Here is a 22039-nt window from a genome sequence, read left to right as displayed (position 1 = left end):
GCTCAGCGCCAGGGCATGTGCTGCAGGCACCAGCTGTTGCCGTCCGGGTCGGCGAAGTAGGCGTAGAAAACGCCGCCCATGTCCTCGACCGGGCCGATCTCGACCCCCCGCCCGAGAAGCTCGGAACGGGCCTGCTCGATGTCGGCGACCACGAGGTGCAGCCCGCGCAGTGCGCCGGGGTCCATGGCGAGGGCCGCCACGCCTTCGGTGAGGGAGATCGAGCACGCCGAGCCGGGCGGGGTGAGCTGGACGATGCGGACGCCGTCGGCCGGGCGGACGTCGACGTCGAGGGTGAAGCCGAGCTGGTCGCGGTAGAAGGCGATGGCGCGGTCGGTGTCGCGGACCGGTACCGGGACGAGTTCGAGCAGGAACGCACCGGGCGGCACGGGCGGGTTCGACGCGGCCGGGGTGAGCGCGGCGGGGACTTCGGTGACCGGGTCGTTCATCGGTGTTCTCATTTCTCTTGGGCGAGCAGGGTTTCGAGGCGGTCGTACGCTTCACCGGCGCCGCGCCGCATCGGGCTGCGCAGGGCCTGCTCGCGGACTTCCGGTGAGGAGTACTCCACGGTGACGGTCATGGCGGTGCGGCCGCCGGTCTCCGCCAGTTCGGTGGTGACGAGCGCGGCACCGTCGGTCCAGCCGCGGTGGACTTCGGTCTGCACGATGCGCACGGGCGGCACGACTTCGCGGAACACGCCGGACATCGCCATCTCCGCGCCGTCCGGGCCGAGGGAGACGAACCGCCACGCTCCGCCGGCCCGCAGGTCCACTTCGCACTCGGTCAGCCGCCAGCCGTGGGCGCCGTGCCAGCGGCGCAGCAGGTCGGGCTGGGTGAGGGCGGCGAAGACCAGGGCCGGGGGAGCGGCGAAGGTCCGGGTCAGGACGAGGCCGGTGGCACCGGACCGGGCGACCGCCAAGCCGGGGGACGTCACGGTTCCCGCTGCTGCAGGTCGGTCAGCAGGTCGTCGAGCTGCCGGTAGCTCGCTTCCCAGTGGTCCCGGTAGGCGGCGAGCCAGTCCGTGGCCGTCTTGAGGGGGGCGGCCAGCAGGTGGCACGGCCGGCGCTGCGCGTCGCGGCCCCGCGTGACCAGCCCGGCCCGCTCGAGCACCCGCAGGTGTTTCGACACGGCGGGCTGCGACATCGCGAAGGGCACGGCCAGCTCGGTGACGGTGGCGTCCCCGGCCGCGAGCCGGGCGAGGATGGCCCGCCGGGTCGGGTCCGCGAGGGCCGCGAACGTCCGGTCGAGCGTGTCGCTGGAGGTCATTCCATAACCTTTCGGTTTTGTAACCAGATGGTTTTTATAGGCTGGTGGGAGGGTTGTCAAGCCCGCCGTGCGAGGATCTGTGGGGAACCCGGACCGGACGAAGGAGCCCCCGACCTTGCCCTCGGTGCACGCCCTGTGGTCGCCGGGCCGCGGCCTGCTGCTCTGGGCGGAACGGGACCGGGTCCCCGCCGGCACGTCGAGCCGGTCGGCGCGGATCGCCCTGGCCCACCCGTTCGCGGTCTCCAGCGCGAACCTCACCGCGCTGCACCCCGGCAAGCCCACCTCGGTGACGCTGCTGCTGCCGTCGCGGGCGAACCGGCCCCTGGCCTCCTCCGAAGCGGTTCCCCGGCGGGCACCCTCGTTGCGGCCCTGGTCGGTGCCCGCACTGGTCGTAGACCCCGCCGAGCTGGACGACCTCGACGACGCGGCCTCGTACGGCGCTTCGGTCACCTACCTGCGGGCGGTCGCTCGCCTGGCCGCGGACCTGGTGGGGCGCGGGCGCGTGCTGCCGACGCTGGTCCGCCAGGGCGACGCGGCGGAGGCCCGGTGGCGCCCGGTGCTCCAGGGCGTGGACTCCGTCGCGTTCGACGCGCTCGTCGCGGCCATGCCGCCGGTCGGGCGTGCCGAGGAGATCGCGCCGCTCACCGGGGCCTCGCCCCGCGCGCTCGTCACCGACGCCCTCCACACCCTGGTCGACTCGGCGGTCCGGGACCGGCTCGCGCGGGCGGAGCCGCCCGTCGACCTGCGCGGGGGCCGGGACGCGGCCGGGGTGTGGCTGGCCGCTCTGCAAGGCGGCGCCGCCCGCGTCGAGCTGCCGCTGGGCGAACTGGGGGTCCTGGCCGACGCCGTCGCGAAGTGGGACCAAGTCGCCGACACCGACGTCGTCGACGGCCGCGCGTGCTTCCGGCTGGCCGAAGTCGGCACCCTGCGGCGGCCGGCCGAGGACGATCCCGACGACCAGACCGGCGACAGCACCAAGTGGCAGCTGCAGTTCCTCCTGCGGGCGACGGCCGATCCGAGCCTGCTGCTGTCGGCGGGGCAGATCTGGTCGGGTGAGGCGCACGGGCTGGTCCGGGACCCGAAGGGGCTGTTCACCGCCGAACTGGGCCGGGCCGCGCTGGTGGAACCGATGCTGGCGCCTGCCCTGCGCCGGACCCGCCCGGCCGAATACGACCTGACCGTCGAGGAAGCCGAGCGGTTCCTCACCTCGGGCGCGAACCGGCTGATCGAGGCCGGCTTCGAAGTGCAGCTCCCGGCCACCTGGGGCGGACGGCGCCGGCTCGGGCTGCGGCTGTCGGTCCGCAGCACGCCGTCCGAGCAGGTCGTCACGCGCAGCCGGGTGGGCCGCGACGAGCTGGCCGCGTTCCGCTGGACGATCGCGGTGGGCGACGACGAAATCGGCGAGGAAGAGCTGGCCCGGCTGGTCGCGGCGAAGACGCAACTGGTGCGGCTGCGGGGCCGGTGGATCAGCGTCGACGCCGACCGGCTCCGCGCCGGGCTCGAGTTCCTGCGCCGCGACCCGCACCGCCGCACCGCGCGCCCCACCGCGGCCGAGCTGCTCGAACTCGTCCACCTCGGGACCGAGACGCCGCTCCCGGTCACCGGCGTCAGCGCCGACGGCTGGGTCGGGGACGTCCTGGCCGAGCGGGTCGACCAGCGCCTGCGGCCGGTCGGGCTGCCGCCGTCGTTCCGCGCCAGCCTGCGCCCCTACCAGCAGCGGGGCGTCGCCTGGCTGGCGTTCATGGCGGCGCTGGGGCTCGGTGCGTGCCTGGCCGACGACATGGGCCTGGGCAAGACCGTCCAGACGCTGGCACTGGAAGCCGTCGAGCGGGCGGACGGCGAGCGCCGGCCGACGCTGGTGCTGTGCCCGATGTCGCTGGTCGGCATGTGGCAGCGGGAGGCGGAGAACTTCGCCCCCGGCCTGCGCGTCCTCGCCCACCACGGCAGCGCCCGCGCGCACGGGGACGACCTCGCCGGGCGGGTCGCCGCGGCCGACCTCGTCGTCACGACCTACGCAACGGCCGCCCGTGACGCCGGCGAGCTCGAGCAGTTCGCCTGGCGACGGCTGGTGCTCGACGAAGCGCACGCCATCAAGAACGCCGACACCGCGACGGCCAAGGCGGTGCGGCGGTTCACCGCGGAGCACCGGCTCGCGCTGACCGGCACCCCGGTCGAGAACCGGCTGGCGGACCTGTGGTCGGTGCTGGACCTGCTCAACCCCGGGCTGCTCGGCACCAGGTTCGAGTTCCGCCGCCGGTTCGCGGCCCCGATCGAGCGCGGCGGGGACACCGCCGTGGCCGCCGAACTGCGCCGGCTCACGCAGCCGTACCTGCTGCGCCGGGTGAAGACGGACCCCGCGATCGTCCCCGAGCTCCCGGAAAAGCTCGAAATCCGGCAGGAATACCGGCTCACCCGCGAACAGGGCACGCTGTACCGCGCGATCGTCGACGAGATGATGACGAAGATCGCGAACAGCCAGGGCATCAAGCGCCGCGGCAACATCCTCGCCGCGATCACGAAGCTCAAGCAGGTCTGCAACCACCCCGCGCACCTGCTGCACGACGGTTCCCCGATCGGCCACCGCTCCGGCAAGGTCAGCCGCCTCGAAGAGATCCTGGCCGAAATCCTGGCGTCGGGCGACCGGGCGCTGTGCTTCACGCAGTACACCGAATTCGGCCACCTGCTCGTGCCCCACCTGTCGGCCCGGCTCGGCACCGAAGTCGGGTTCCTGCACGGTGGCCTGGCCAAGGGGGCGCGAGACGCGATCGTCGACCGCTTCCAGTCCGACGACGGCCCGCGGATTCTGCTGCTGTCGCTCAAAGCGGGTGGTTCGGGGCTCACGCTGACCGCCGCGAGCCAGGTCCTGCACCTGGACCGCTGGTGGAACCCGGCGGTGGAAAACCAGGCCACCGACCGGGCGTTCCGGATCGGGCAGGGACGCAACGTCCAGGTCCGGAAGTTCGTCTGCCCGGGCACCATCGAGGACCGCATCGACACCCTGATCGCGAGGAAGCGCGCGCTCGCGGGAATGGTGGTGGGCGAAGGCGAAAGCTGGCTCACCGAGCTGTCCACGGACGCGCTGCGCGGCGTGCTCACGCTGGGGGAGGAGGCGATCGATGACTGACCCGCTCCCGTGGTGGCCGACCCGCTTCATCCGGGCGCTGACAGCGATCGGCGTCCTGATGCCCGCACCCGGCCAGGGCCACGTCGTGTCCTTGTCGGTCGGCGCCGGGCGAGTCGACGCCGAGGTCGAAGACAGCGGTGCTCACCAGGTGCGGATCAGCCTGACGGCGTTCGGAAAATCGGACTGGGCGGCGATCACGCACGCCCTGGCGGCGAAGGCGTCGACCACGGTCCAGCTCCTCAGCGGCGAGCTGCCCCGCGACGTCGAGCAGATCTGCAAGGCGCTCCGGCTGCCGCTGTTCCCGTCCTCGGCGCGGGAGGTGTCCCTGGACTGCACGTGCCCGGCCGCCGAAGTGCCGTGCGGCCACCTGAACGCCGTGTTCTCGGCGCTGGTGGCACGGGTCGCCGAGGACCCGTTCACCGTGCTGGCTTTGCGTGGCCGGAATCGCGAGATCCTGGTGGAGGAGCTGAAGAACCGGCTCATCTCCGCCGAGCCGCTCGACCCCGACGACGGTTCTCCGCCGCTGACCGAAGTGATGGACACTTTCTTCGACAGCGGTCAGGCCCCGGGCCTGGCCGGCACGACTCCGTTGCAGGGCTCGCAAACGTCGTCCGACGCGCTGCTGAACCAGGCCCCGCCCTTCACGATCACCGCGGGCGGCCGAGACGTGGCCGAGCTGCTCCGGCCGGTGTACCGGGCCCTCACCGGAGAGCCCGGCCCTCCGCTGTGAGCACTTCCACCGGGTCGAAAACGCGGATGTGCCCCGGCGGCCGGGCGGCGCAGGTCAACGGCCGGTCGACGGTCACGTGCCGTTCGCGGAGCAGGACCGTGCACTCGGGCCGGGTCAGCGTCACGCGCCAGACGCCGTCGTCCTCACTGGCATACGCCACCGGGTTCAGGTCGTCCACGCCCGTCGCGCCGGTGGCGGCGCGTGCGTGGTGCTGGGCCGCTTGGACGACCGGGGGCACCGACGACCGCCCGCGCAGGGTGTCCGGGGCGAGCGTTCCCCGCGCGTAGCCGCGCACGAGGGAAACCGCTTCGGCCGGTCCGACGCCCCCGAACGTGAACCCGTGGGGCAGCAGCACGACGGCCGGGGCGAACCGGCACCCGCCGATGTGGCTGCACTCCCAGGTGCCTTCGGGATCGGCCGCGGCTAGCGCCGCCGCGAGCGGGCGGCCGCGGATCGCGCAGCAGGTGTCGTGCTTGCCGTGCGCGCAGACCAGCGTCAGCGGCCGGTCGGACCGGTGCCCGGCCAGGTCTCCCACGGCGGCGAGCTCGGCGTCACCGCGGTATTCGCCGGTCCGGATCTCCTCGTGGCCGGGGCGGGCGTCGACGCGGAACCACCGGCGCGGGGCGTCCCCACGCGGGGTGCGGCGTCCCGGCCGCCGGATCAGCACGATCCGGCCGCGGGTCCTGCCCGCCCAGCGGGTGAGCGCCGCGAGCACGTCCGCGTCGAACACGGCGAGGGCGTTGCGTTCCCACGGGCCCGCGTGCTCGATCAGCAGCCACCGGTCCGCCGGGGGCGCCGTGCCTTCGCGGGCGTCGCCGTCGGCGTCGGCGAGGTCCGCGCAGCGCGGCGGTCCGGTGAGCGGGGCGCGGGTCATGGCGTGCAGGCTACGAGCACGCCTTCCCGCAGCAGCCGCCGGACGAGCACGAGCTGGTCCGCTTCGGACAGCTCCGGGAGCGAGCCGACGCGCCGGGGCTGCCCGTCGAGGACCGCGCGCAGGGCGGCGGCGGTGGACGCCGGGAGCGTGATCCGGCGGTCGGCCAGCTCCAGCGCGACCCGCCCGTCCTCGGTGTCCTGCACGCGGTGGCGCAGGCCGTGCCGGCGGCGCACGGTGTCGCCGGGGGTGAGCTCGTGGGCGAACCGCGCGGCGGCGATCGGGCCGACGGGCTCCGGCCGCCCGCCCGGCCACACGCGGGCGCGGACGTGGCGGGCGACGTCGTCGGGCGTGACGCGGGTCAGCGCCTCGGCCAGCGCCGTCCGGACCGCGTCGAGGTCGGCGGTGAGATCGGCGGGCTCGGCGACGTCGACCCCCAGCGGCAGGGAGGTGCGCAGCCGCTCGTCGGAGGCGACGAGGGCGGCGAGCGCCTCGACCAGGGCGTACCGGGTGACGACGTGGATCCCGATGGTCAGGTGGGCGGAGACGTCGCCGAGGGCGGTGGCCGAGTGCAGCCAGCCGCGCGGGAGGTACAGGACGTCGCCGGGCTCGAGCACCCGGTCGATCGCCGGGGCGTCGTCGCGCGCGCGGGCGGCGACGGCTTCCGCCCGCTCCGCCCACGGCTGGCTGCGCAGCGGGGCTTCGTGGACGGGGGCGTGCACCCGCCAGTGCTTGCGGCCGGCCAGCTGCAGGACGAACACGTCGTGCACGTCGTAGTGCGCGGAAAAGCCCTGCGAGGACGGGGGAGTGATGTAGGCGTTGGCCTGGACCGGGTGGCCGAGTTCGCCGGTCAGGGAGATCGCGAGGTCCGCGATGGCCGGCCAGGTGCGGTGCAGGCCCTGCAGCACGATCGTGCTGCCGTCGCCGAAGAGGGCGGCGACCTGGTCGTCGCGGACCTGGTCACCGATCTCCGCGCCGACGCCGCCACCGCCGGTGAACGACCCGGAGTCGAGCACCGCGCCGTCGCGGGCGAGGCGCAGGAACGGCGTGCGCAGGCCGCGGCGCGAGAGCAGTTCGTCGACGCCGTCGAGGTCGAGCAGGTCGGGGAAACCGGTCGCCCCGGCGCCGGCCCGCACGAGCGGCTCGCGGCCCCAGTGCCGCGCCGCGAAGCCCTCGACGTCCGGCCCGATCAGCCGCCGCAGCGTGGGGCGAGCACCCGCCGGCACCGAGAACGCGGGGTCCCCGGTGCCGGCGACGGGCTCGCCGAGATCAGCGTGCGCCACTGTCCGCGCCGCCGTCGGCTCCGCCGTCGTGCTGGCCGGGCGTGCCTTCGCCGGCGCCGGAGTCGGCCGGGCCCTCGGCGCCGCTGTCCGCGCCGCCGTCGGCCCCGCCGTCGTGCTGGCCAGGGGTGCCTTCACCGGCACCGGAGTCGGCCGGGCCCTCCGGCCCGCCACCGGAAGTCGTGGAGATGTCGTCGTCGTTCAAGCTCACGTCGGTTCCTCTCGCTCGTCCCGGCCGGACGCCGGGGTGACCGGTTACCCCGGCGGGCCGCCGATCATGCACGCGACGTCCGATGTGGACGTCGCGGGTGCCGCGGGCGTGAGCCGCGGACCCGCGGGGGATGACTTCCGTTTCGCGCACCTTCACCGTCGACCCCGCTCCGGACGTCGTCGTCCCGTACCTGGCCGACTTCGGCCAGGTACGGGACGCTGCACCCGCGAGGACACCGGCCCGGTCGGGGTGGGTTCCTCGTGGCACAACACCTCGAAGATCGCGGGGATCAGCACCGAGCTGACCTACACGCTGGAACAGCTCACGGCCGTCTCGCCCAGGAAGTGGTCGATCCGGAACACGCGGTCCTCGGGGAACACCCCGCGCACGGTCTCGTTCAGCTCCTCCGCCGACGCGAGGTCGTGGCCGAACGGCTTCTCCAGGATCAGCCGCGCGTCCTCGGCCAGGCCGGTGTCGCCGCGGCGGGCGGGACCGAGAGGTAGAGCAGCGTCCGGCTGCCGTCGCCGAGCTCATCGCGGGCTTCCCGGACGGCGGCCGCGAGCTCGGCGCCGTCGTCGCTGTCGGAGACCACGAACGAAACGCGGTCTTCGAACCCGCTGATGGCGTCGCCGAGGCTCTCGCGGAACTCGTCGTCGCTGCCGGGGGGAGTGCCGCCCGGACCCGAGCACGCGGAAGCCGTCGGGCAGCAGGCCTTCCCGGTGCAGCCGGCCGAGGCCGGGGAACAGCATGCGCCGGGCCAGGTCCCCGGTGGCCCCGAAGACCACCAGGACGTGCGGCGGGACGGCGGACATGGCGCACCTCCGATCGAAGGGGCGGGCGACGTCGGCCGCCGCGGCGAAGACGATCTCGACCTAGGCGCCGGGAAAACCGGCCGCACGCCGAGCGTCATGCGCCCGGGTGGTCCAGGTCGGAGACGGTGCAGCCGGCCAGCCGGTCGCCGGCGTCCCGGGCGTGCGCCGCGCACAGCCGGCCGGTGACGCCGTCTTCGTCGGTGACGACCGCGGTGGCCGGCTCCGTGCAGGGGGTGCGGAGCCGGTCGTAGTCCCATTCGCCGGCGCAGCCGGGGTGGGTGCACCAGGCGCGGTCCCCGCTCGCGCGCAGCGTGACGCCGTGGGCCGGGCAGACGCCCCACGGGACGTCACACAGGCCGGGGTCGCGCGACACCCGGACCCGGGCCAGGTTTTCGGCCGTCCGGACGACTTCGTCGGTGTAGTCGCTCAGGTCGTGGGTCGCCTTCGCGATGGGCCGGGCGAGCCGTTGCAGGCTGCCGTCGGGCGCGGTCTCCAGCCGGGCGGCCACTTCCGCGGTCCGGGCCGCGAGCGCTTCCGCGTCGGCGGCCAGCGCCCGCAGCTCGGCCGGCAGGGGCTCGGGCGTGATCGGCTCAGGCATGCTCGTCCTCGGTAGTGCTGGTCGGTGAGCGGACTGCGCTGGTACCCCGTACCCGCTGCCCCCAACCATGGGTGCTCCGGTCGTCCAGCCGGGCAGCCCGCCCGAGACGGCCGCGTACTCGTCGGTGCCGAAGTTGTGCAGCAACCACCGCACGCCGGAACCCAGCTGGACGGCACCGGGTCCCAGAACTGCCCCAGCTGACCGCCGCACGGCCAGATGATCAGCTGAACACCGCGTTGCGTGGTGTCGTGGGGGACCGCGAGACAGAAGCGGGGATCTTCGGCGCTCCGGAATTCGGAGTAGATCTCGGCCCCGGAGTAGTCGACTTCCAGCCAGTACTGGTCGATGTTTCCGTTGCAGCCCCACCGGCGACCGCGACGATCGACGCGATTGCCGAGCCTGCGCAGCTCCGATGCACCGGGCCGTCTCCCGCGCGGAAGTACACCCCGGGAGTCACCGCCAGCGCCATGCCTTCGGACAGCCGCCCGCCCGGCACCCGCTCCCGCCGGGCCCTTCTGACCCGGACAAGGGCTTGAGGCCCGGTGCGGTCACGCCTTGACCGTGTCCGTGTGCAGGGTGAGGTAGACGGCGCGCACGGCGAGGGTGCGCTCGATTTCGTCGATGATCGGGGCGAAGAACTGCTTGCGGTGCTCGGTGTCGCTCATCGACGTGACGGCGAAGTACATGCTGCCGAACCCGGCGAGCAGGGTCGCGTTGCGCAGCAGGGCGACCGGGACGCCGGGCAGCAGCGGTGAGATCGCCGGTGTGGTGCCGATCCACTGCTCGGCCGCGGCGGGGGTCACGATGATCACGCCGAGGAGCACGAAGAAGGCGAACAGGGCGAGGCCGATGACCGCGGCCTGGACGAGCTGGCGGGTGGCGAGCATCAGCAGCAGGTTGCGCTTCTGGCGCCCGTTGAGGCTGACCGCGCGGACGGGGGCGTCGAGGGTGACGGCGGCGAGCGGGGTCCCGGCGCAGGCGGCGGTGAGCATGGGCGGGCTGAAGTCCTGTTCGACGCGGCCGATTTCCTCGCGGAGACGGGCGGCCGCGGCGAGGACGGTGACCGCGCCGAAGAGGGCGACGACCAGGGCGAGGCGCCACCAGGCGAGCTGGTTCATCAGCTGCCAGAGCTCGCCGGTGAAGAAGAGGAACAGGGTGACGAACAGCAGCACCGGCAGGGCCCGGCCGAGGACCTGGACGCTGTTGCGGAGGTCGGTGACCGCCTGCTTGATGCCCTGGCGCAGGAGGGTGCCGAAGCCGTAGGTGGTGGCGACGTAGGTGGCCGCGAAGACGGCGGCGAAGAACACGAGGAACGCGAGCACGCCGAGCGCGCGGGCGCCGGGGAGGGTGATGGCGCCGTCGAAGGCGAGCTGCAGCAGCGGGACGGCGATCGGCATCGCGGCGTAGCCGATCAGGATGGCGATGGTCGTGGCGCGGGAGAAGCGGGGGAGGCGCCGGACGAACAGGGAGATCGTCACCCAGGCCGCGACGGTCACCGCGACGACGACACCGAGCAGAACCCACCGGCCGGAGCCCGCGGTCTTGAGCGGGACGAGCCAGGCGAGGCTCGCGAGGGTGACGAAGACGAGCGCGGGCAGCATCCGGGGCAGCACGTGCTCGGTGAAGCCGTACCCGGCGATCATCGTCGGGGTTCCGCGCCGGAGGAACCAGCGTTCGGTCCGCTGGACCCGTGCCTGGGGCGATGACGTCGGCATGGACAGATGATCCCCGGTGGCCCCGCCCGTCGCCCCGGTGCCCCGGCCCGCTAGCTCGAGAACACTTCCAGCTCTTCCGCCGTGAAGTAGTTTTGAAGGACGTCGCTGACCCGCACGAGGTACTTCCCGCGCTTTTCATCCAGGTGAACAACGGTGCCGACACTGCCGGTCATGGTGCGGCCGGTGATGCGGACCGTCTCGCCGATCTTGAAGTTATCCACAACAGGCGACCCTAGCCGGGCGGGCCGACCACGGCATTTTCTCGCCGTGGCGGGCTCGTCATGCGGCCGACGGGCCGGCCGTAGGGTGATCGTGTGCCAGAGCAGCCGAACCCATGGCCGTCCGCCCCCGCCGGCGCCGCGGATTGGCTGCGGGATACGTGCGGCGACGGCCTGACCGGGTTCATGCCGCCCGCGATGCCGGACGCGGCCTGGGTGCTCAACGCCCTGTACGAACACGAGCAGGGTCCGGGCGAAACGTCATACCACGAGTACCGCCAGGCGGGCATCGCCGAGGGGCGCGTCCGGCCCCATGTCGTCGGTGGCGTCGACCTCGACGCCGGGACCGTGGCCACGGGAGGCGGCCTGGGCCGCGCCGGACACCCCGGCCCCGGCTGGCGGCGGCTGCGCTGGGCCGAACTCGCCCGGCGCACCGGCGACCCCGTCGTCCCCGACGGTCTGCTTCCGTCGTACCGCTGCTTCCCCTCGGTCAAGAAGGAAGGCAGCTGGCCGCTCGGCATCGTCCCGCCCACCGAAGGAAGCCTGGACCGCGAGACCTGGACGCGGCTGATCGACGTCCTCGTCGAACACAGCCCCGCGGGCCCGGACACTCCGTGCCTGGCCTACTACAGCCCGCTGGTTCTCGAGGCCGCCGATTTCGAGAACCTCCACGTGCGGGCGGGGAAGCTCGGTGACGCCGGGATCTTGTACGACGACCCCGAGATCGACTTCAGCCCGTCGAACCTCTGGGCCGAGGACCGCTCGTGGTGCCTGTGCACCGACTACGACCTCTGGGCCACCAAGGTCGCCGGCCCCTCGCGCCTGGCCGAAGCACTGCTGAGCGACGGCGAGATCGAGGCGGTCCGGCTGCCCTGAGGACGGCTCGCGCCGGCCGCGGCCGGGTCGCTCCTGCGGACCCGGCCGCGGCGGCACGGTGGTGGATGGCTATTTCTCCCGCAGCAGGTAGACGTTGCCGTCGCCGTCCGCGTCGCTGTTGAAGATCAGGTCCGTGTCGTTGATGAAGGCGCCGTGCGGGTGCACCGATTCCGAGGACGATGAGCTTCGGTGCTTGAACATCTTCACGGTGTCGACCTTGTCGGTGCCCGGTTTGATGTAATAGTAGTAGATGTACCGCGAATCGTCGGTCCCGCCGTCCCCTTCGATGATCGTCTGGGACGGGTTCATGGCGAAGTGGTTGCTGTAGTCCCGGATGTCGTAGCTGAAGAATCGCTCCTTGCGGATGTTGTAGGTCACCACCTGCTCCGGTGTGTCGCCCTGCTTCCGCTGCGCGAAAGCGGCGTCCTTGCCGGTGGACTCCCAGAACGGGTGCACGCCGTGGTCTTCCGGCCCGGTCAGGAGGGTCCGCTTCTTCGTTCCGATGTCGACGAGCCCGATCTCGTTCTTGTCGAGCACGTGGTAGAGGAGGGTGTCCCCGTACACCGGGTTGATCAGCACGTGGTCGACGGTCCCGTCGATCTTCTTGATCGTTTCGAGTTGCCCCGTTTTCACGTCGATGGTGACGAGCGAGGAGCGTTTTTCGTCCTCGTCGTACAGGGACGACACGATCGTCTTCCCGTCCGACGTCAGTGCGACGATCCCCTTGACGTCGTACTTGTCCGGCACGGTGCGGATCTTCTTCTCCTGGTACGGGGCGCGCAGGCCGACGCTGGTGAACGTCCGGTCTTCGACGAAGAACGCCTGCTCGGTCGCGGGTGAGACGTTCGCGTGGTCGCCGTCGATGTGATCGGAATCGGTCAGCTGCACGAACTTGCCGTTGTCGAGCGACATGAGGTAAAGGTTCTCGTGCCCGCCGTCCCGCTCCGACATGAACATGACGGAATTGAGCGAGGGTACGTACGGGTTCACGTCGAGGTACATCTTGTTGTCGAGCGATCTGGAAGTGGTGAGCTGGATCACCTCGTAATCGCTGTCAAGGGCCGAAAGGGTCTTCCATTCGGCTTCGAACCGCGTCCCCTTTCCGGCATCGGGCGCGCGTTCGTCTCCGAGAGCGACGCAGGGAAATCCGACCATGATCACCGACACGACAAACGCCAAAGACTTTTTCATTGGGAATAAACCCTTCCTGGGCCGGGTGCGAGAGGAGCACCGTTATCGACTATAGAAATCGTCGTCCCGCTTCACAATGGATCCAACCTCATCCTTTCGGGTGGAGCGGAAGGCCGGCGAACACGGCTGGACTAACGGAGCTCTTGGTAGAAAATTAAACGTGATGGGGTCATAACGGATTCCGATGGCCTCTTGCCGCACACCTTTGATGGCTATAACGTCCGGTTATCCGGGCATTCACGGTGGTCTCCTGCCGGCGTGTTCGGTTTTGCGCGGGGCCGGGGAAACCGGGTTCCGGCACTGTCCGGAGTGAGCACGGGGAGCAGCACCGCGCCGTTCGAAGCCATCACCCGCCACCGGGAGGTCAGCCATGCATGACGTCGACGCGCTGCTGCGCGAATACGACCGCGCCCGCGCCTACACCGACCAGCTGTGGAAGGACCTCAGTCCGGACGAGATCACGTGGCGCCCGCACGAGAACTCCAGCGCGATCGGCTGGCACCTCGGGCACCAGGCGCACGTCGCGCACTTCATGGTCCGCAACCTCACCGCGGCCGAACCCAGCCCCGACCCCGAGCTGGACGGCCTCATGGACTCGGCGAACCCGGAGGAGTTCCGTGGTGCCCTGCCGACGGTCGAGCGGCTCACTGCGTTCCGCGAAACCGTCGCCGAGCGGGTGCACGCCCGCATGTCCGCCATCGCCGGCGGCCGGGTCGCCGCCCCGGGCCAGCTGGCGATCGTCGCGACGCACCTGCTGACCGCCTTGGTCAACCACGAGTACCAGCACGACCAGTGGATCGGCGAAGTCCGCGCGCAGGCCCTCGGGCACGCGCTGCCACCCGACCCCGACACCGGCCAGGTGTGCCGCCTGGACGGCTACCTGGTGCTCGCACCCCTCGGCTGACCGAGCCGGCATGACCGCACCACCGCGGAGTCCCGCTGACCCGGCGGCGCGGGCCGCGGTCGCCTCGGCGGTGCACCTGACCGGCGCGTTCCGGCCGGCCCGCCGTGCGCACGGCGGTGGCCGCGGCTCGCCGAAGCGACACGGCCGAGTCGCGGCCCGGCGTACCGGGCACGTCACAAGAGTCCGCGCAGGTCAACAAGGCAATGGAGGCGCCGGTGACAAGGCCCGATCGTGGCTGAGCGGTTGAGCGTCGAGGCGCTGCGGTACGCGCGGGCGGTCGCCGAAACCCAGTCGTTCAGCGCCGCGGCGCGTGCCTACGGTGTCAGCCAGCCGGCGTTGTCGAACGGGATCGCCAAGCTCGAGGAGCGGCTGGGCGGCAAGCTGTTCGACCGGTCCCCGCGCGGGGTGACGCGCACGGAGTTCGGGGCGCGGCTGCTGCCGCTCATCGACCAGGCGCTGGCCGGCCTGGACGCGGTGGCCGCCGAAGCGCGGCGGCTGACCGAGCCGGCCGCCGGGAAGATCCGCATGGGCGTCTCGCCGCTCATCGGCGGGCACCTGGTCGCCCGTGCCTTCAGCGCCGTGCGCGCGCTCCCCACGCCCCGGGATCTCGTGCTGCGCGAGGCCGGCATGGAGAACCTGCGCACCGGGCTGCTCGCCGGTGACCTCGACATCATCCTGGTCCCGGCCGTCGCGCCGCTGCCCCGGTTCGAGCACCGCGTCGTCGAGGCCGAGCCGATCGTGGTGGTCGGCTCCGACGTCGACGACCGGCCGCTGGAACTGGGGGAGGCGGGCGGCGAAGAGTTCATCCTGGTCCCGGATTCGTGCGGCCTGACCACGTTCACCACGCAGCTGTTCCAGGAGCACGAACTGCCGTTGCGGGCCTACCCGGACGAAGCCGCGAGTTACCGGGTGCTGGAGGAATGGGCCGGACTCGGCCTGGGAGCGGCGATGCTGCCGCGATCGAAACTCACCTCGGCCGGGGTCCGGCACCGTCCGTTGCTCGCGGCCGGCCGTGCGGTCCGGATCTCCTACGAAGCCGTCTGGAGCGCCGGGACGTCGATGGGCGCGGACCTCGAGCTGCTCGCGGAACGGCTGTCCGTCGCCTGAGGCCTGCCTCGGCCGAAAGTACGAGGCGGTCTCGGCTCAACCGGTGCCGGGGCGCGGCGAGTCCTAACTTCCCGGTATGACTACCGAAACGGTGCGGGAGAACCCGCCGAGCACGATCATCGCCGCCTTCTTCGGCTTCCTGGTGTCCACGGTGTCCGCGATCGCCGGTGGGCTGCTCGTCCTGAGCGCGCGCGACGAAATCGCGGCGGCCTTGCGCCGGGCGAACCCGGCGATGCCGCAAGACCAGCTCGACCGGCTCACTCTGGTCGGGCAGGCCATCCCGGTCGCGATCGCCGTGGTCATCGCGCTGGTCTACCTGTGGCTGTCGTTCAAGCTCAAGGCCGGCCGCAACTGGGCCCGCGTCACGCTGACCGTCTTCACCTTGCTGCAGGCCGCTTCGCTGCTCACCACCGAACCGTCGTGGGCGGGCTACCTGAGCTGCGGGGTGGCCGTGGTCGCGACCGTGCTCAGCTACCTGGCGCCGTCCAACCGCTACATCGCCGGGATCCGGCGCGCGGGCTGAACCGGATCGCGGGATCATGACGGCCATGCGCAGAGCGGGGGTCCGGGCCCGGCGCGGCATGCTCGGCACCGAGCTCGCGGCGCTGGCCGCGGCGCTCGTCGCCGACGTCGTGCTGGTGCTGCGCGTGCCCGGCGGAAGCAGTGGCTGGGCCGCGCCGCTGACCGGGGTCCTGGCTTCCACCGGGACGGCGATCCCGGTGCTGGCCGTGCTGCGGCGGCGCTTCCCCCGCCACGTCGGCGTGCTGGGGAGCATCGTCGCCGCGCTGTCGGCGATCAGCACGGTCGTGTCGCTCACCGCGCACACCCGGAGCCAGCCGCCGATCGCGGAGATCGTCGCCGCCGGGCTGCTCACTGCGTCGGCCGGCCGCACACTCGAGCCGAGGCACGCGGCCGCGCTGGCGCCGGCACTCGGTGCGGTGATGATCGCCGCGCCGCTGCTGCGCTACGGTGCCGGCGAACCGGAGACGCTGCTGGCGGTGGCCGCCGCCGCGTACTGGGGAGCGTGCGTCGGCGTCGGGCTGATCCTGCGGGCGGCGGACGCCAGGCAGCGGGACGCGCTGGACCGGGTGCGCGGCCAGGAACGCCTGCAGCTGGCCAGGGAACTGCACGACCTGGTGTCCCACCACGTCAGCGGGATCGTCGTCCGCACGCAGGCCGCCCGTGCGATCGCCGAAGCGAACGCGGACGTCGGCGGGCACGCGGCGGTCTACCGCGAGATCGAGGAGGCCGGCGGTGCGGCGCTGGCCGCCGCGCGCCGGCTGGTCGGGATGTTGCGGGACACCCGGGACGTGACACCGCTTTCCGGGGCCGTGCTCGGTGACGTGGTGCGCGCGGCCGCCGGCTCCACCGCCCGCGTGGCCGTCGCCGAGGAACTGGACCAGCTGCCGGTGCCGTCCCAGGTGGCCACGACCGTCCACCGCGTCGTGACCGAAGCGCTGACCAACGCCCGCCGGCACGCGCCGGCCGCGACCGAGGTGGTTGTCTCCGTTCGCGTCGAGGCCGACGACCTCGTGCTCGAGGTGGTCAACGACGGGGTCCCCGCGACGCCCCGCTCCGCGCCCGGCGGGTTCGGCATCACCGGCATGACCGAGCGGCTGGCCATGCTCGGCGGCAGCCTGACCGCGGGGCCGCAAGCAGGCGCCCGGTGGCGCGTCGCGGCGCGGTTCCCGCTCGCCGGCGAGGATTCGCCGTTCGACGCCTTGCCGAGGGGCCTCTGATGACCATCCGCGTGCTCGTCGCCGACGACCAGGTGCTGGTGCGCACCGGCTTCCGGCTGGTGCTGGACGCCGCGCCGGACATCGAAGTGATCGCCGAAGCCGCCGACGGGGAAAGCGCGGTCCGGCTGGCGCGGCAACTGCGGCCGGACGTCACGCTGATGGACATCCGGATGCCCAAGGTGGACGGTCTGCGGGCCACCGAGCTGCTGGCCGGGCCGGCCGTCGCGCACCCGCTCCGCGTGGTGGTGGTGACGACCTACGACGCGGACGAGAACGTCTACGCCGCACTGCTCGGCGGGGCCAGCGGGTTCCTGCTCAAGGACGCCGGTCCGCGGCTGCTGGTGGACGCGGTCCGCGCGGCGGCCCACGGCGAGGCGATGGTGTCGCCTTCGGTGACCGTGCGCCTGCTCGCCCGGTTCACCGAGCAGGCGCGGCAGCGCGCGCAGGGGACACCGGGCCTGCTGACCGACCGCGAGTCCGATGTGGTGCTCGCGGTCGCCCGCGGCCGGACCAACGCGGAGATCGCCGACGACCTCCGCGTCTCCCTCTCGACGGTCAAGACGCACCTGGCGAGCGTGCAGCGCAAGCTCGAACTCCGGAACCGCACGGAGATCGCCGTCTGGGCGTGGCAGCGCGGGTTGCTGGGGTGATCCACCACTTGACCGGTGTGCGAAACTCGCCGAGTGTGCGGTCAGCGCGGTGACCATCCCGGCCGGGCGGCGAGAAGTGCCGGAGGGGCTGAGGATGGCGGGCCGCAGGGTGGTGCAGGTGGTGCTGGACCAAGCGCTCGCCATGGGCTTGGGGATGCTCGCCGCGCTCGCGGCCGGCCTCGTCGTCATTCCCTTGCTGCGGTGGGGTTTGGTACCGCCGAAAACGATCCTGTGGGCCCCGGCGATCACGTTCTTCGCCGTCGATTACGCGTGTGACGCCGCGATCCACATCTGGGTCCCCCTGCGCCGCGGCGGCGTCACCCCCGGCATGCTGGTGATGGGGCTGCGGGTCGAAACCCTGCGCGGCGGGCGGCCGAAGGCGCGCGCCTACCTGTTCCGGTGGCTCCTGATGACCGTCGACGGGCTGCTGTTCGGGCTGGTGGCCGTCGTCAGCATCGTGGTGACCGCGCGGCGGCAGCGGCTCGGCGACCTGGTGGCGCGGACCGTCGTGGTGCGCGCCGGCGTCGAGCACAGCTCCGGATCTCCTCGTACTTTCGGTTGATCCCGGCGCCGGGATCCCGCGCCATACTCCGGGTGATCATTCACCCGGACGAGGGGCGTCATGTGAAAAAGAAAACAGCGACCCGGCTCTTGGCCACCGCCGTCCTGCTCGCGGTTCCGGCGGTCCCCGCGGCCACCGCCGCCGCGGCCACCCCGGACCGCTACACCGGCCAGCAGGTGACGTGGGGAGCGTGCCCGTTCCCGGTCGCCGAAGGGGCGAAGCCGGCCGAATGCGCGGTGATCACCGTGCCGCGGGACTGGGCGAACCCGGATTCCGGGGTGGACCTGAGCGTGTCGATCAGCCGGGTCGCGGCGACGGGGGAGCGGACCGGCGCGCTCTTGGTGAACCCGGGCGGTCCCGGCGGCCAGGGCAGTTCCCTCGCGGGTGCGCTGGCGGGCCTCGAACCGAGCGTGAACGAGCGGTACGACTTCATCGGCATGGATCCCCGCGGCACCGGGCACGAAGGCACCCCGGACACCGGCTTCGTCTGCGAGGTACCGACGGGACGGCTGCCGCAGGGGCCGCTCGACGCGCGTGACCGTTCGGCGACCAGCATCGCCGAGCACCGCAAGACGCCGCGGGCGATCGCGGAAGCGTGCCAGAGCGACGCGATCGCGCCGTTCGTCACCACCTGGCAGACCGCGCACGACATGGACCTGATCCGCTCCCTGCTCGGCGACGAGAAGCTCAACTACCTCGGGTACTCCTACGGCACCTGGCTCGGCGCCAAGTACGCGTCGTTGTTCCCGGCCCGCGCGGGCAAGGTCGTGCTCGACTCCAGCGTCGACTTCGAAGGCCGGCTGCAGGCGGACTTCGAGGCGTTCCCGCAGATCGGCCAGCGGCAGACCGACGACGTCTTCGTGCCGTGGCTGGCCCGCCAGTTCCCCGCCCAGCTGGGCGCCACCCCGGCCGAGGTGAAGCAGAAGATCGAGCGGCTGCGCGGGTTCTACGCCGGGCTCGGCGTGGCGCCGGACCAGTTCGACGCCCTGTTCGTGGGCAACGGCAACGAGATCCGGTGGATCCTCGACGCCGCCGTCCTGATCGCCGGCGCCGGCGAGCTCGACGGCAAGCCCGCCCAGGCCCCGGCGGCGCTCGCGCAGCAGCTGGACACCTGGTCCGCCGCCGTGTTCGGCAAACCGCTGGCGCAGCTGAGCGGCGCCGACGTCGTCGCCGGGCTGGCCGCGGCGGAACCGGACTACCGCAAGGTTTCCGGCACGCGGTACGCGGTGGCGTGCGGCGACCAGCCGACCAGGACCGCCGGCTGGTACAAGAGCTTGTCCGACCGCCAGGGCCCGCGCTACCCGATCTTCGGCTGGGCCTACGGACTGACCGAGCCGTGCGGCTTCTGGTCCGACCGGCCCCGGCAGCTCCTGGCCGGGCTCCCGGCCGAAGCCGCGGCCAACGTCCTGGTGGTCCAAGGCGAGTTCGACCCGCAAACCGGCTACGAGCAAGCACGTTCGGCGGTCCGCACCGCCGGCGTCCCGCTGGTTTCGGTCGACGACGCGGCGTTCCACGGCCAGTACGCGCTGGGCGGCAACCCCTGCGTCGACGGCATGGTCAACGTGTTCCTGACGGCGAACTCCCGGCCGGGTTCGGTCACCTGCCCCGGAGTGCCGCTGCCCGGCGAGGATCGCGTCTTCCCGGTGGCGGGCCCGGTCACCGGCGCGCACGTGGCGACGACCGCCGCGGCCGAAGCCGGTGATCCGGCGTTGCGCGCCGCGGTGCGCCGCAGCATCGGCGAGCTCAACGACGGGCGTTGACGGCCGGCCGGACACGGTCGAGAGCGCTGACCTCGGCCGTGTCCGGCCCGGCGATCCCCCGGGTGTCAGACGGTGAAGCGGCCGGGATCGGCCGCGGCCCAGTCCTGGGCCCAGTCCGGCGGGGGTTCGGCCGGCAGCTGCCCGGGGCCGAGCCAGTCGTAGAGGTCGGCATAGGAGCGCACCCGGTGCGGGTCGACGCGGCGGCGCAGCATGTGCGGTCGCAGCCCGGCGGGGAACCGGACGCCCGTCGACGCCATGATCTGCTGGGCCTCCGCGACGGTGGCGCGCTGGAACCGTTCCACGCGCAGGAATCTGTCCGCGACGTCGAGCGCGCGTCCTGGGTGGTGACACCGACCGGGCAGGTGTGGGTGTGGCAGCGCTGGGCCTGGATGCACCCGACGGCGAACATCGTCGCCTGCGCGGCGTTGGTGTGGTCCGCGCTCTGCACCAGGCGTTTGACGATGTCGGCGACCTTCCCGCCGGCGCCGAGCTCGATCCGGTCGCGCAGGCCGGTGCCGGCCAGTGCGTTGTGGACGGTGACCAGACCTTCGGTCAGCGGCGTTCCGATGTGGCCGGCGAATTCCGGCGGCGCGGCGCCGGTCCCGCCTTCGGCGCCGTCGACGATGATGAAGTCGGGCGTGACACCCTTGTCGAGCATGGCCTTGCAGACGGCGAAGAACCGGCGCCGCGACCCGGCGCAGAGCTTGCCGCCGGTGGGTTTCCCGCCGGCGAGCTCCCGCGTGCGGCGACGAACCGGACCAGCTCGCGCGGGGTGGTGAAGACCCGGTGCTACGGCGGGGAGAGGACGTCTTGCCCTGCGGGACATCGCGGACGCGGGCGCGACGACGACGCAGTCGACGACCGGCCGGCCCGCACGGCCGGCGTCGCGGTGGTGCCACCCGGTACCGGCTCGCGCCGGAACACGCGTTCCCCACCACCGACCTGGAAGGCTGCCTCGCGGCGGCGGTCTGGCCGGCCGAAGTGGCGGAGCAAGAGTTCGGTACCGACCGGATCGTCGTGTCCGGCTACTCGGCGGGCGGGAACCTGGCGGCGCGGACGTTGCTGCGGCTGCGGGACGGCCACCCCGACGTGTTCCGGAAAGTCGTGGGCGCGAGCCTGGCGTTCGGCGTCTACGACCTCGCGAAGACACCGAGCCGGCGCTCGGCCGGGCCGGGCACCCCGGTGCTGCCGCCGCACTGGATCGACCAGTGCGCCGGCCTGGCGTTCCCCGGCTTCGGCCCCGAGCAGCTGCGCGACGGCGGCGTCTCACCGCTGTACGCCGACCTGCACGGGATGCCGCCGGCGCGGCCGGGGCGAGAGCGAGCCGGCGGTGTGGCCGGAGTCGCCCCACGGGTTCGTCGGGATGACCCCGCCGACCGGCCTGCCCGCCCAGCAGCGCATCAACGCCTGGGTGAAGGCACTGCTGGGCGGTTGACCGGCCCGCGCGAACGGCTAGCCCGAGTAGGCGCCGCCGTCGAGGTCCTCGATCAGCGTGCGCCCGGTCGGCGTCCAGCCCAGCAGTTCCCGCGTGGCGGTGCTCGTGGCCGCCAGGTCCATCGCGAAGAACGCGCCGATCCACCCGAAGTGGCCCGGGACGTCGTCGGCGTCGATCGAAGCGACCGGCAGGTCGAACGCCCGCCCGATCGCTTCGGCGATCACCTTCGTCGGCACGCCTTCCTCGGCGACCGCGTGCAGGCGGCTGCCCGCCGGGGCCTTCTCCAAGCCGAGGACGACCATGCGCGCGGCGTCGCCGACGTGCACCGCGGCCCAGCGGTTGGTGCCGTCGCCGGGGTAGCCGGCCACGCCCTTCTCGCGGGCGATCGCGGACAGGTGCGCGATGAACCCGTGGTCGCCGGTGCCGTGCACGGTCGGGGAGAACCGGAGGCTCACCGGGTGCAGGCCGCGGTCGGTGAACCCGAGCGCGAGGTTCTCGGCGCCGCCGCGCGGGGAGTCCGGGCCGTGGAACGGGGACGCGTCGGCTTCGGTGGCGGGCTTGCCCTGCACCAGGCCCGCGACCCCCGAGGCCAGCAGGAACGGGCGGCCGGTGCCGGCGAGCGCGTCGCCGATGGTCTCGACGGCGGCCCGCTCGGCCGCGTTGGAGGCGGCCTGGTCGGCGAAGTCGTGCTTGTTGGCCAGGTGGATGACCGCGTCGGCCGCCTCGGCGCCGGCGCGGAGACCGGCCAGGTCGTCGAGGTCGCCGCGCCGGACCTGGACGCCGGCCGCTTCGAGCTTCGCGGCGGACGCGGCCGAGCGGGCCAGCCCGGTGACCTCGTGGCCGGCGGCGAGCAGTTCGCCGGCGACAGCCGTGCCGATCCAGCCGGAGGCTCCGGTGACGAAAACGCGCATGGCGTGAACTCCTTCGAGGAAGATGTGATGTCAGTGACCGACGTCAGTCGCTGACATCGCCACCGTACTCCTTTATGTCAGG

26 protein-coding genes and 2 pseudogenes are annotated in these 22039 nt (G+C 72.7%); 12 read left to right on the top strand and 16 right to left on the bottom strand.

The genetic code is table 11. The features are described 5' to 3' along the window. Nucleotides 1-2: 2 nt before the first annotated feature. From MUY14_RS17060 to MUY14_RS17050, 3 genes are read right to left on the bottom strand one after another with little or no spacing between them, the layout of a single operon-like run. Complete coding sequence (locus MUY14_RS17060) at nucleotides 3-446, bottom strand: VOC family protein (protein WP_247023987.1); 444 nt, start codon at nucleotides 444-446, stop codon at nucleotides 3-5. Nucleotides 447-454: 8 nt separating this feature from the next. Further along, nucleotides 455-931 (bottom strand): SRPBCC family protein, encoded by a 477-nt coding sequence (locus MUY14_RS17055; RefSeq protein ID WP_247023986.1) that lies wholly within the window; start codon nucleotides 929-931, stop codon nucleotides 455-457. Further along, complete coding sequence (locus MUY14_RS17050; RefSeq protein ID WP_247023985.1) at nucleotides 928-1263, bottom strand: helix-turn-helix transcriptional regulator; 336 nt, start codon at nucleotides 1261-1263, stop codon at nucleotides 928-930. Before MUY14_RS17050 ends, MUY14_RS17055 begins: the two co-directional genes overlap by 4 nt. Nucleotides 1264-1378: 115 nt before the next feature. Here MUY14_RS17050 and MUY14_RS17045 point away from each other — a divergent pair, with 115 nt between their 5' ends. Together MUY14_RS17045 and MUY14_RS17040 are read left to right on the top strand one after the other, a co-directional pair. Continuing rightward, entirely contained in the window at nucleotides 1379-4387 is a 3009-nt protein-coding gene (locus MUY14_RS17045) for a DEAD/DEAH box helicase (protein WP_247023984.1), read from the top strand. After that, the gene (locus MUY14_RS17040; RefSeq protein WP_247023983.1) at nucleotides 4380-5117 is read left to right on the top strand and encodes a hypothetical protein; all 738 of its coding nucleotides are present in this window, start codon (nucleotides 4380-4382) and stop codon (nucleotides 5115-5117) included. The genes MUY14_RS17045 and MUY14_RS17040 overlap by 8 nt, the downstream gene beginning before the upstream one ends. On the opposite strand, the gene MUY14_RS17035 is transcribed toward MUY14_RS17040, so the two are convergent. The 6 genes from MUY14_RS17035 to MUY14_RS47310 form a co-directional block, all read right to left on the bottom strand. Continuing rightward, entirely contained in the window at nucleotides 5089-5991 is a 903-nt protein-coding gene (locus MUY14_RS17035) for a sucrase ferredoxin (RefSeq protein ID WP_247023982.1), read from the bottom strand. The genes MUY14_RS17040 and MUY14_RS17035 overlap by 29 nt on opposite strands. After that, a complete protein-coding gene (locus MUY14_RS17030; protein ID WP_247023981.1) occupies nucleotides 5988-7271 on the bottom strand; it encodes a cupin domain-containing protein in 1284 nt (427 codons plus the stop codon). Before MUY14_RS17030 ends, MUY14_RS17035 begins: the two co-directional genes overlap by 4 nt. Beyond that, nucleotides 7258-7479: a hypothetical protein gene (locus MUY14_RS17025; protein WP_247023980.1), complete on the bottom strand. Its 222-nt coding sequence runs from the start codon at nucleotides 7477-7479 to the stop codon at nucleotides 7258-7260. The genes MUY14_RS17030 and MUY14_RS17025 overlap by 14 nt, the downstream gene beginning before the upstream one ends. Before the next feature lie 305 nt (nucleotides 7480-7784). After that, entirely contained in the window at nucleotides 7785-7880 is a 96-nt protein-coding gene (locus MUY14_RS47315) for a hypothetical protein (RefSeq protein ID WP_396126855.1), read from the bottom strand. Between the two features lie 44 nt (nucleotides 7881-7924). Continuing rightward, on the bottom strand, nucleotides 7925-8071 hold the full coding sequence (locus tag MUY14_RS17020) for a hypothetical protein (RefSeq protein ID WP_247023979.1): 147 nt from the start codon (nucleotides 8069-8071) through the stop codon (nucleotides 7925-7927). Then, nucleotides 8010-8228: a hypothetical protein gene (locus MUY14_RS47310; RefSeq protein WP_396126854.1), complete on the bottom strand. Its 219-nt coding sequence runs from the start codon at nucleotides 8226-8228 to the stop codon at nucleotides 8010-8012. Before MUY14_RS47310 ends, MUY14_RS17020 begins: the two co-directional genes overlap by 62 nt. Here MUY14_RS47310 and MUY14_RS46910 point away from each other — a divergent pair. Further along, on the top strand, nucleotides 8227-8355 hold the full coding sequence (locus MUY14_RS46910) for a hypothetical protein (protein ID WP_281506308.1): 129 nt from the start codon (nucleotides 8227-8229) through the stop codon (nucleotides 8353-8355). The genes MUY14_RS47310 and MUY14_RS46910 overlap by 2 nt on opposite strands. A 30-nt stretch (nucleotides 8356-8385) precedes the next feature. Here the strand turns inward: MUY14_RS46910 and MUY14_RS17015 are convergent, their stop codons facing one another. The 3 genes from MUY14_RS17015 to MUY14_RS17005 all read right to left on the bottom strand — a co-directional run bounded on the left by MUY14_RS17015 (nucleotide 8386) and on the right by MUY14_RS17005 (nucleotide 10825). Next, on the bottom strand, nucleotides 8386-8889 hold the full coding sequence (locus tag MUY14_RS17015; protein ID WP_247023978.1) for a hypothetical protein: 504 nt from the start codon (nucleotides 8887-8889) through the stop codon (nucleotides 8386-8388). A 548-nt stretch (nucleotides 8890-9437) separates the two neighbouring features. Next, nucleotides 9438-10604, bottom strand: coding sequence for a hypothetical protein (locus tag MUY14_RS17010; RefSeq protein ID WP_247023977.1), 1167 nt, complete (start codon nucleotides 10602-10604; stop codon nucleotides 9438-9440). 50 nt (nucleotides 10605-10654) lie between these two features. Further along, nucleotides 10655-10825 carry a hypothetical protein gene (locus MUY14_RS17005; RefSeq protein ID WP_247023976.1) on the bottom strand — a complete coding sequence of 57 codons (171 nt, stop codon included), beginning with the start codon at nucleotides 10823-10825 and terminating at the stop codon, nucleotides 10655-10657. Between the two features lie 93 nt (nucleotides 10826-10918). Between MUY14_RS17005 and MUY14_RS17000 the strand changes: the two genes are divergently transcribed. Then, the gene (locus tag MUY14_RS17000) at nucleotides 10919-11698 is read left to right on the top strand and encodes a hypothetical protein (protein WP_247023975.1); all 780 of its coding nucleotides are present in this window, start codon (nucleotides 10919-10921) and stop codon (nucleotides 11696-11698) included. 69 nt (nucleotides 11699-11767) lie between these two features. Here MUY14_RS17000 and MUY14_RS16995 read toward each other — a convergent pair whose 3' ends face one another. Next, nucleotides 11768-12739 (bottom strand): oligogalacturonate lyase family protein, encoded by a 972-nt coding sequence (locus MUY14_RS16995; RefSeq protein WP_247023974.1) that lies wholly within the window; start codon nucleotides 12737-12739, stop codon nucleotides 11768-11770. A gap of 520 nt (nucleotides 12740-13259) precedes the next feature. On the opposite strand from MUY14_RS16995, the gene MUY14_RS16990 reads away from it, so the two are divergent. The 7 genes from MUY14_RS16990 (at nucleotide 13260) to MUY14_RS16960 (ending at nucleotide 19611) form a co-directional block, all read left to right on the top strand. After that, nucleotides 13260-13793, top strand: a complete 534-nt coding sequence (locus MUY14_RS16990) for a DinB family protein (protein ID WP_247023973.1) — start codon at nucleotides 13260-13262, stop codon at nucleotides 13791-13793. Between the two features lie 231 nt (nucleotides 13794-14024). Beyond that, the gene (locus MUY14_RS16985) at nucleotides 14025-14900 is read left to right on the top strand and encodes a LysR family transcriptional regulator (RefSeq protein WP_247023972.1); all 876 of its coding nucleotides are present in this window, start codon (nucleotides 14025-14027) and stop codon (nucleotides 14898-14900) included. 76 nt (nucleotides 14901-14976) lie between these two features. Next, complete coding sequence (locus tag MUY14_RS16980; protein WP_247023971.1) at nucleotides 14977-15423, top strand: hypothetical protein; 447 nt, start codon at nucleotides 14977-14979, stop codon at nucleotides 15421-15423. A 25-nt stretch (nucleotides 15424-15448) separates the two neighbouring features. Then, nucleotides 15449-16639, top strand: coding sequence for a sensor histidine kinase (locus tag MUY14_RS16975; protein ID WP_247023970.1), 1191 nt, complete (start codon nucleotides 15449-15451; stop codon nucleotides 16637-16639). Next, nucleotides 16639-17289, top strand: coding sequence for a response regulator transcription factor (locus MUY14_RS16970; protein WP_247023969.1), 651 nt, complete (start codon nucleotides 16639-16641; stop codon nucleotides 17287-17289). The genes MUY14_RS16975 and MUY14_RS16970 overlap by 1 nt, the downstream gene beginning before the upstream one ends. A gap of 94 nt (nucleotides 17290-17383) precedes the next feature. Next, nucleotides 17384-17851 (top strand): RDD family protein, encoded by a 468-nt coding sequence (locus tag MUY14_RS16965; RefSeq protein WP_247023968.1) that lies wholly within the window; start codon nucleotides 17384-17386, stop codon nucleotides 17849-17851. A 62-nt stretch (nucleotides 17852-17913) separates the two neighbouring features. Beyond that, on the top strand, nucleotides 17914-19611 hold the full coding sequence (locus MUY14_RS16960) for an alpha/beta fold hydrolase (protein WP_247023967.1): 1698 nt from the start codon (nucleotides 17914-17916) through the stop codon (nucleotides 19609-19611). A gap of 65 nt (nucleotides 19612-19676) precedes the next feature. On the opposite strand, the gene MUY14_RS16955 is transcribed toward MUY14_RS16960, so the two are convergent. Both MUY14_RS16955 and MUY14_RS16950 read right to left on the bottom strand, forming a co-directional pair. Further along, nucleotides 19677-19913, bottom strand: coding sequence for a hypothetical protein (locus tag MUY14_RS16955; RefSeq protein ID WP_247025560.1), 237 nt, complete (start codon nucleotides 19911-19913; stop codon nucleotides 19677-19679). Nucleotides 19914-19996: 83 nt separating this feature from the next. Then, nucleotides 19997-20269: pseudogene (locus MUY14_RS16950) on the bottom strand (glutamate synthase-related protein); the annotation flags it as partial. A gap of 128 nt (nucleotides 20270-20397) precedes the next feature. On the opposite strand from MUY14_RS16950, the pseudogene MUY14_RS47305 reads away from it, so the two are divergent. Continuing rightward, nucleotides 20398-20904: pseudogene (locus tag MUY14_RS47305) on the top strand (alpha/beta hydrolase fold domain-containing protein); the annotation flags it as partial. Between the two features lie 159 nt (nucleotides 20905-21063). Here the strand turns inward: MUY14_RS47305 and MUY14_RS16945 are convergent. After that, nucleotides 21064-21957 carry an SDR family oxidoreductase gene (locus MUY14_RS16945; protein WP_247023966.1) on the bottom strand — a complete coding sequence of 298 codons (894 nt, stop codon included), beginning with the start codon at nucleotides 21955-21957 and terminating at the stop codon, nucleotides 21064-21066. Between the last annotated feature and the right edge of the window lie 82 nt (nucleotides 21958-22039).

The sequence above is a fragment of the Amycolatopsis sp. FBCC-B4732 genome, assembly GCF_023008405.1.
GTDB classification, from domain to species: domain Bacteria; phylum Actinomycetota; class Actinomycetes; order Mycobacteriales; family Pseudonocardiaceae; genus Amycolatopsis; species Amycolatopsis pretoriensis_A.
This window is presented reverse-complemented; position numbering and strand designations above follow the sequence as displayed.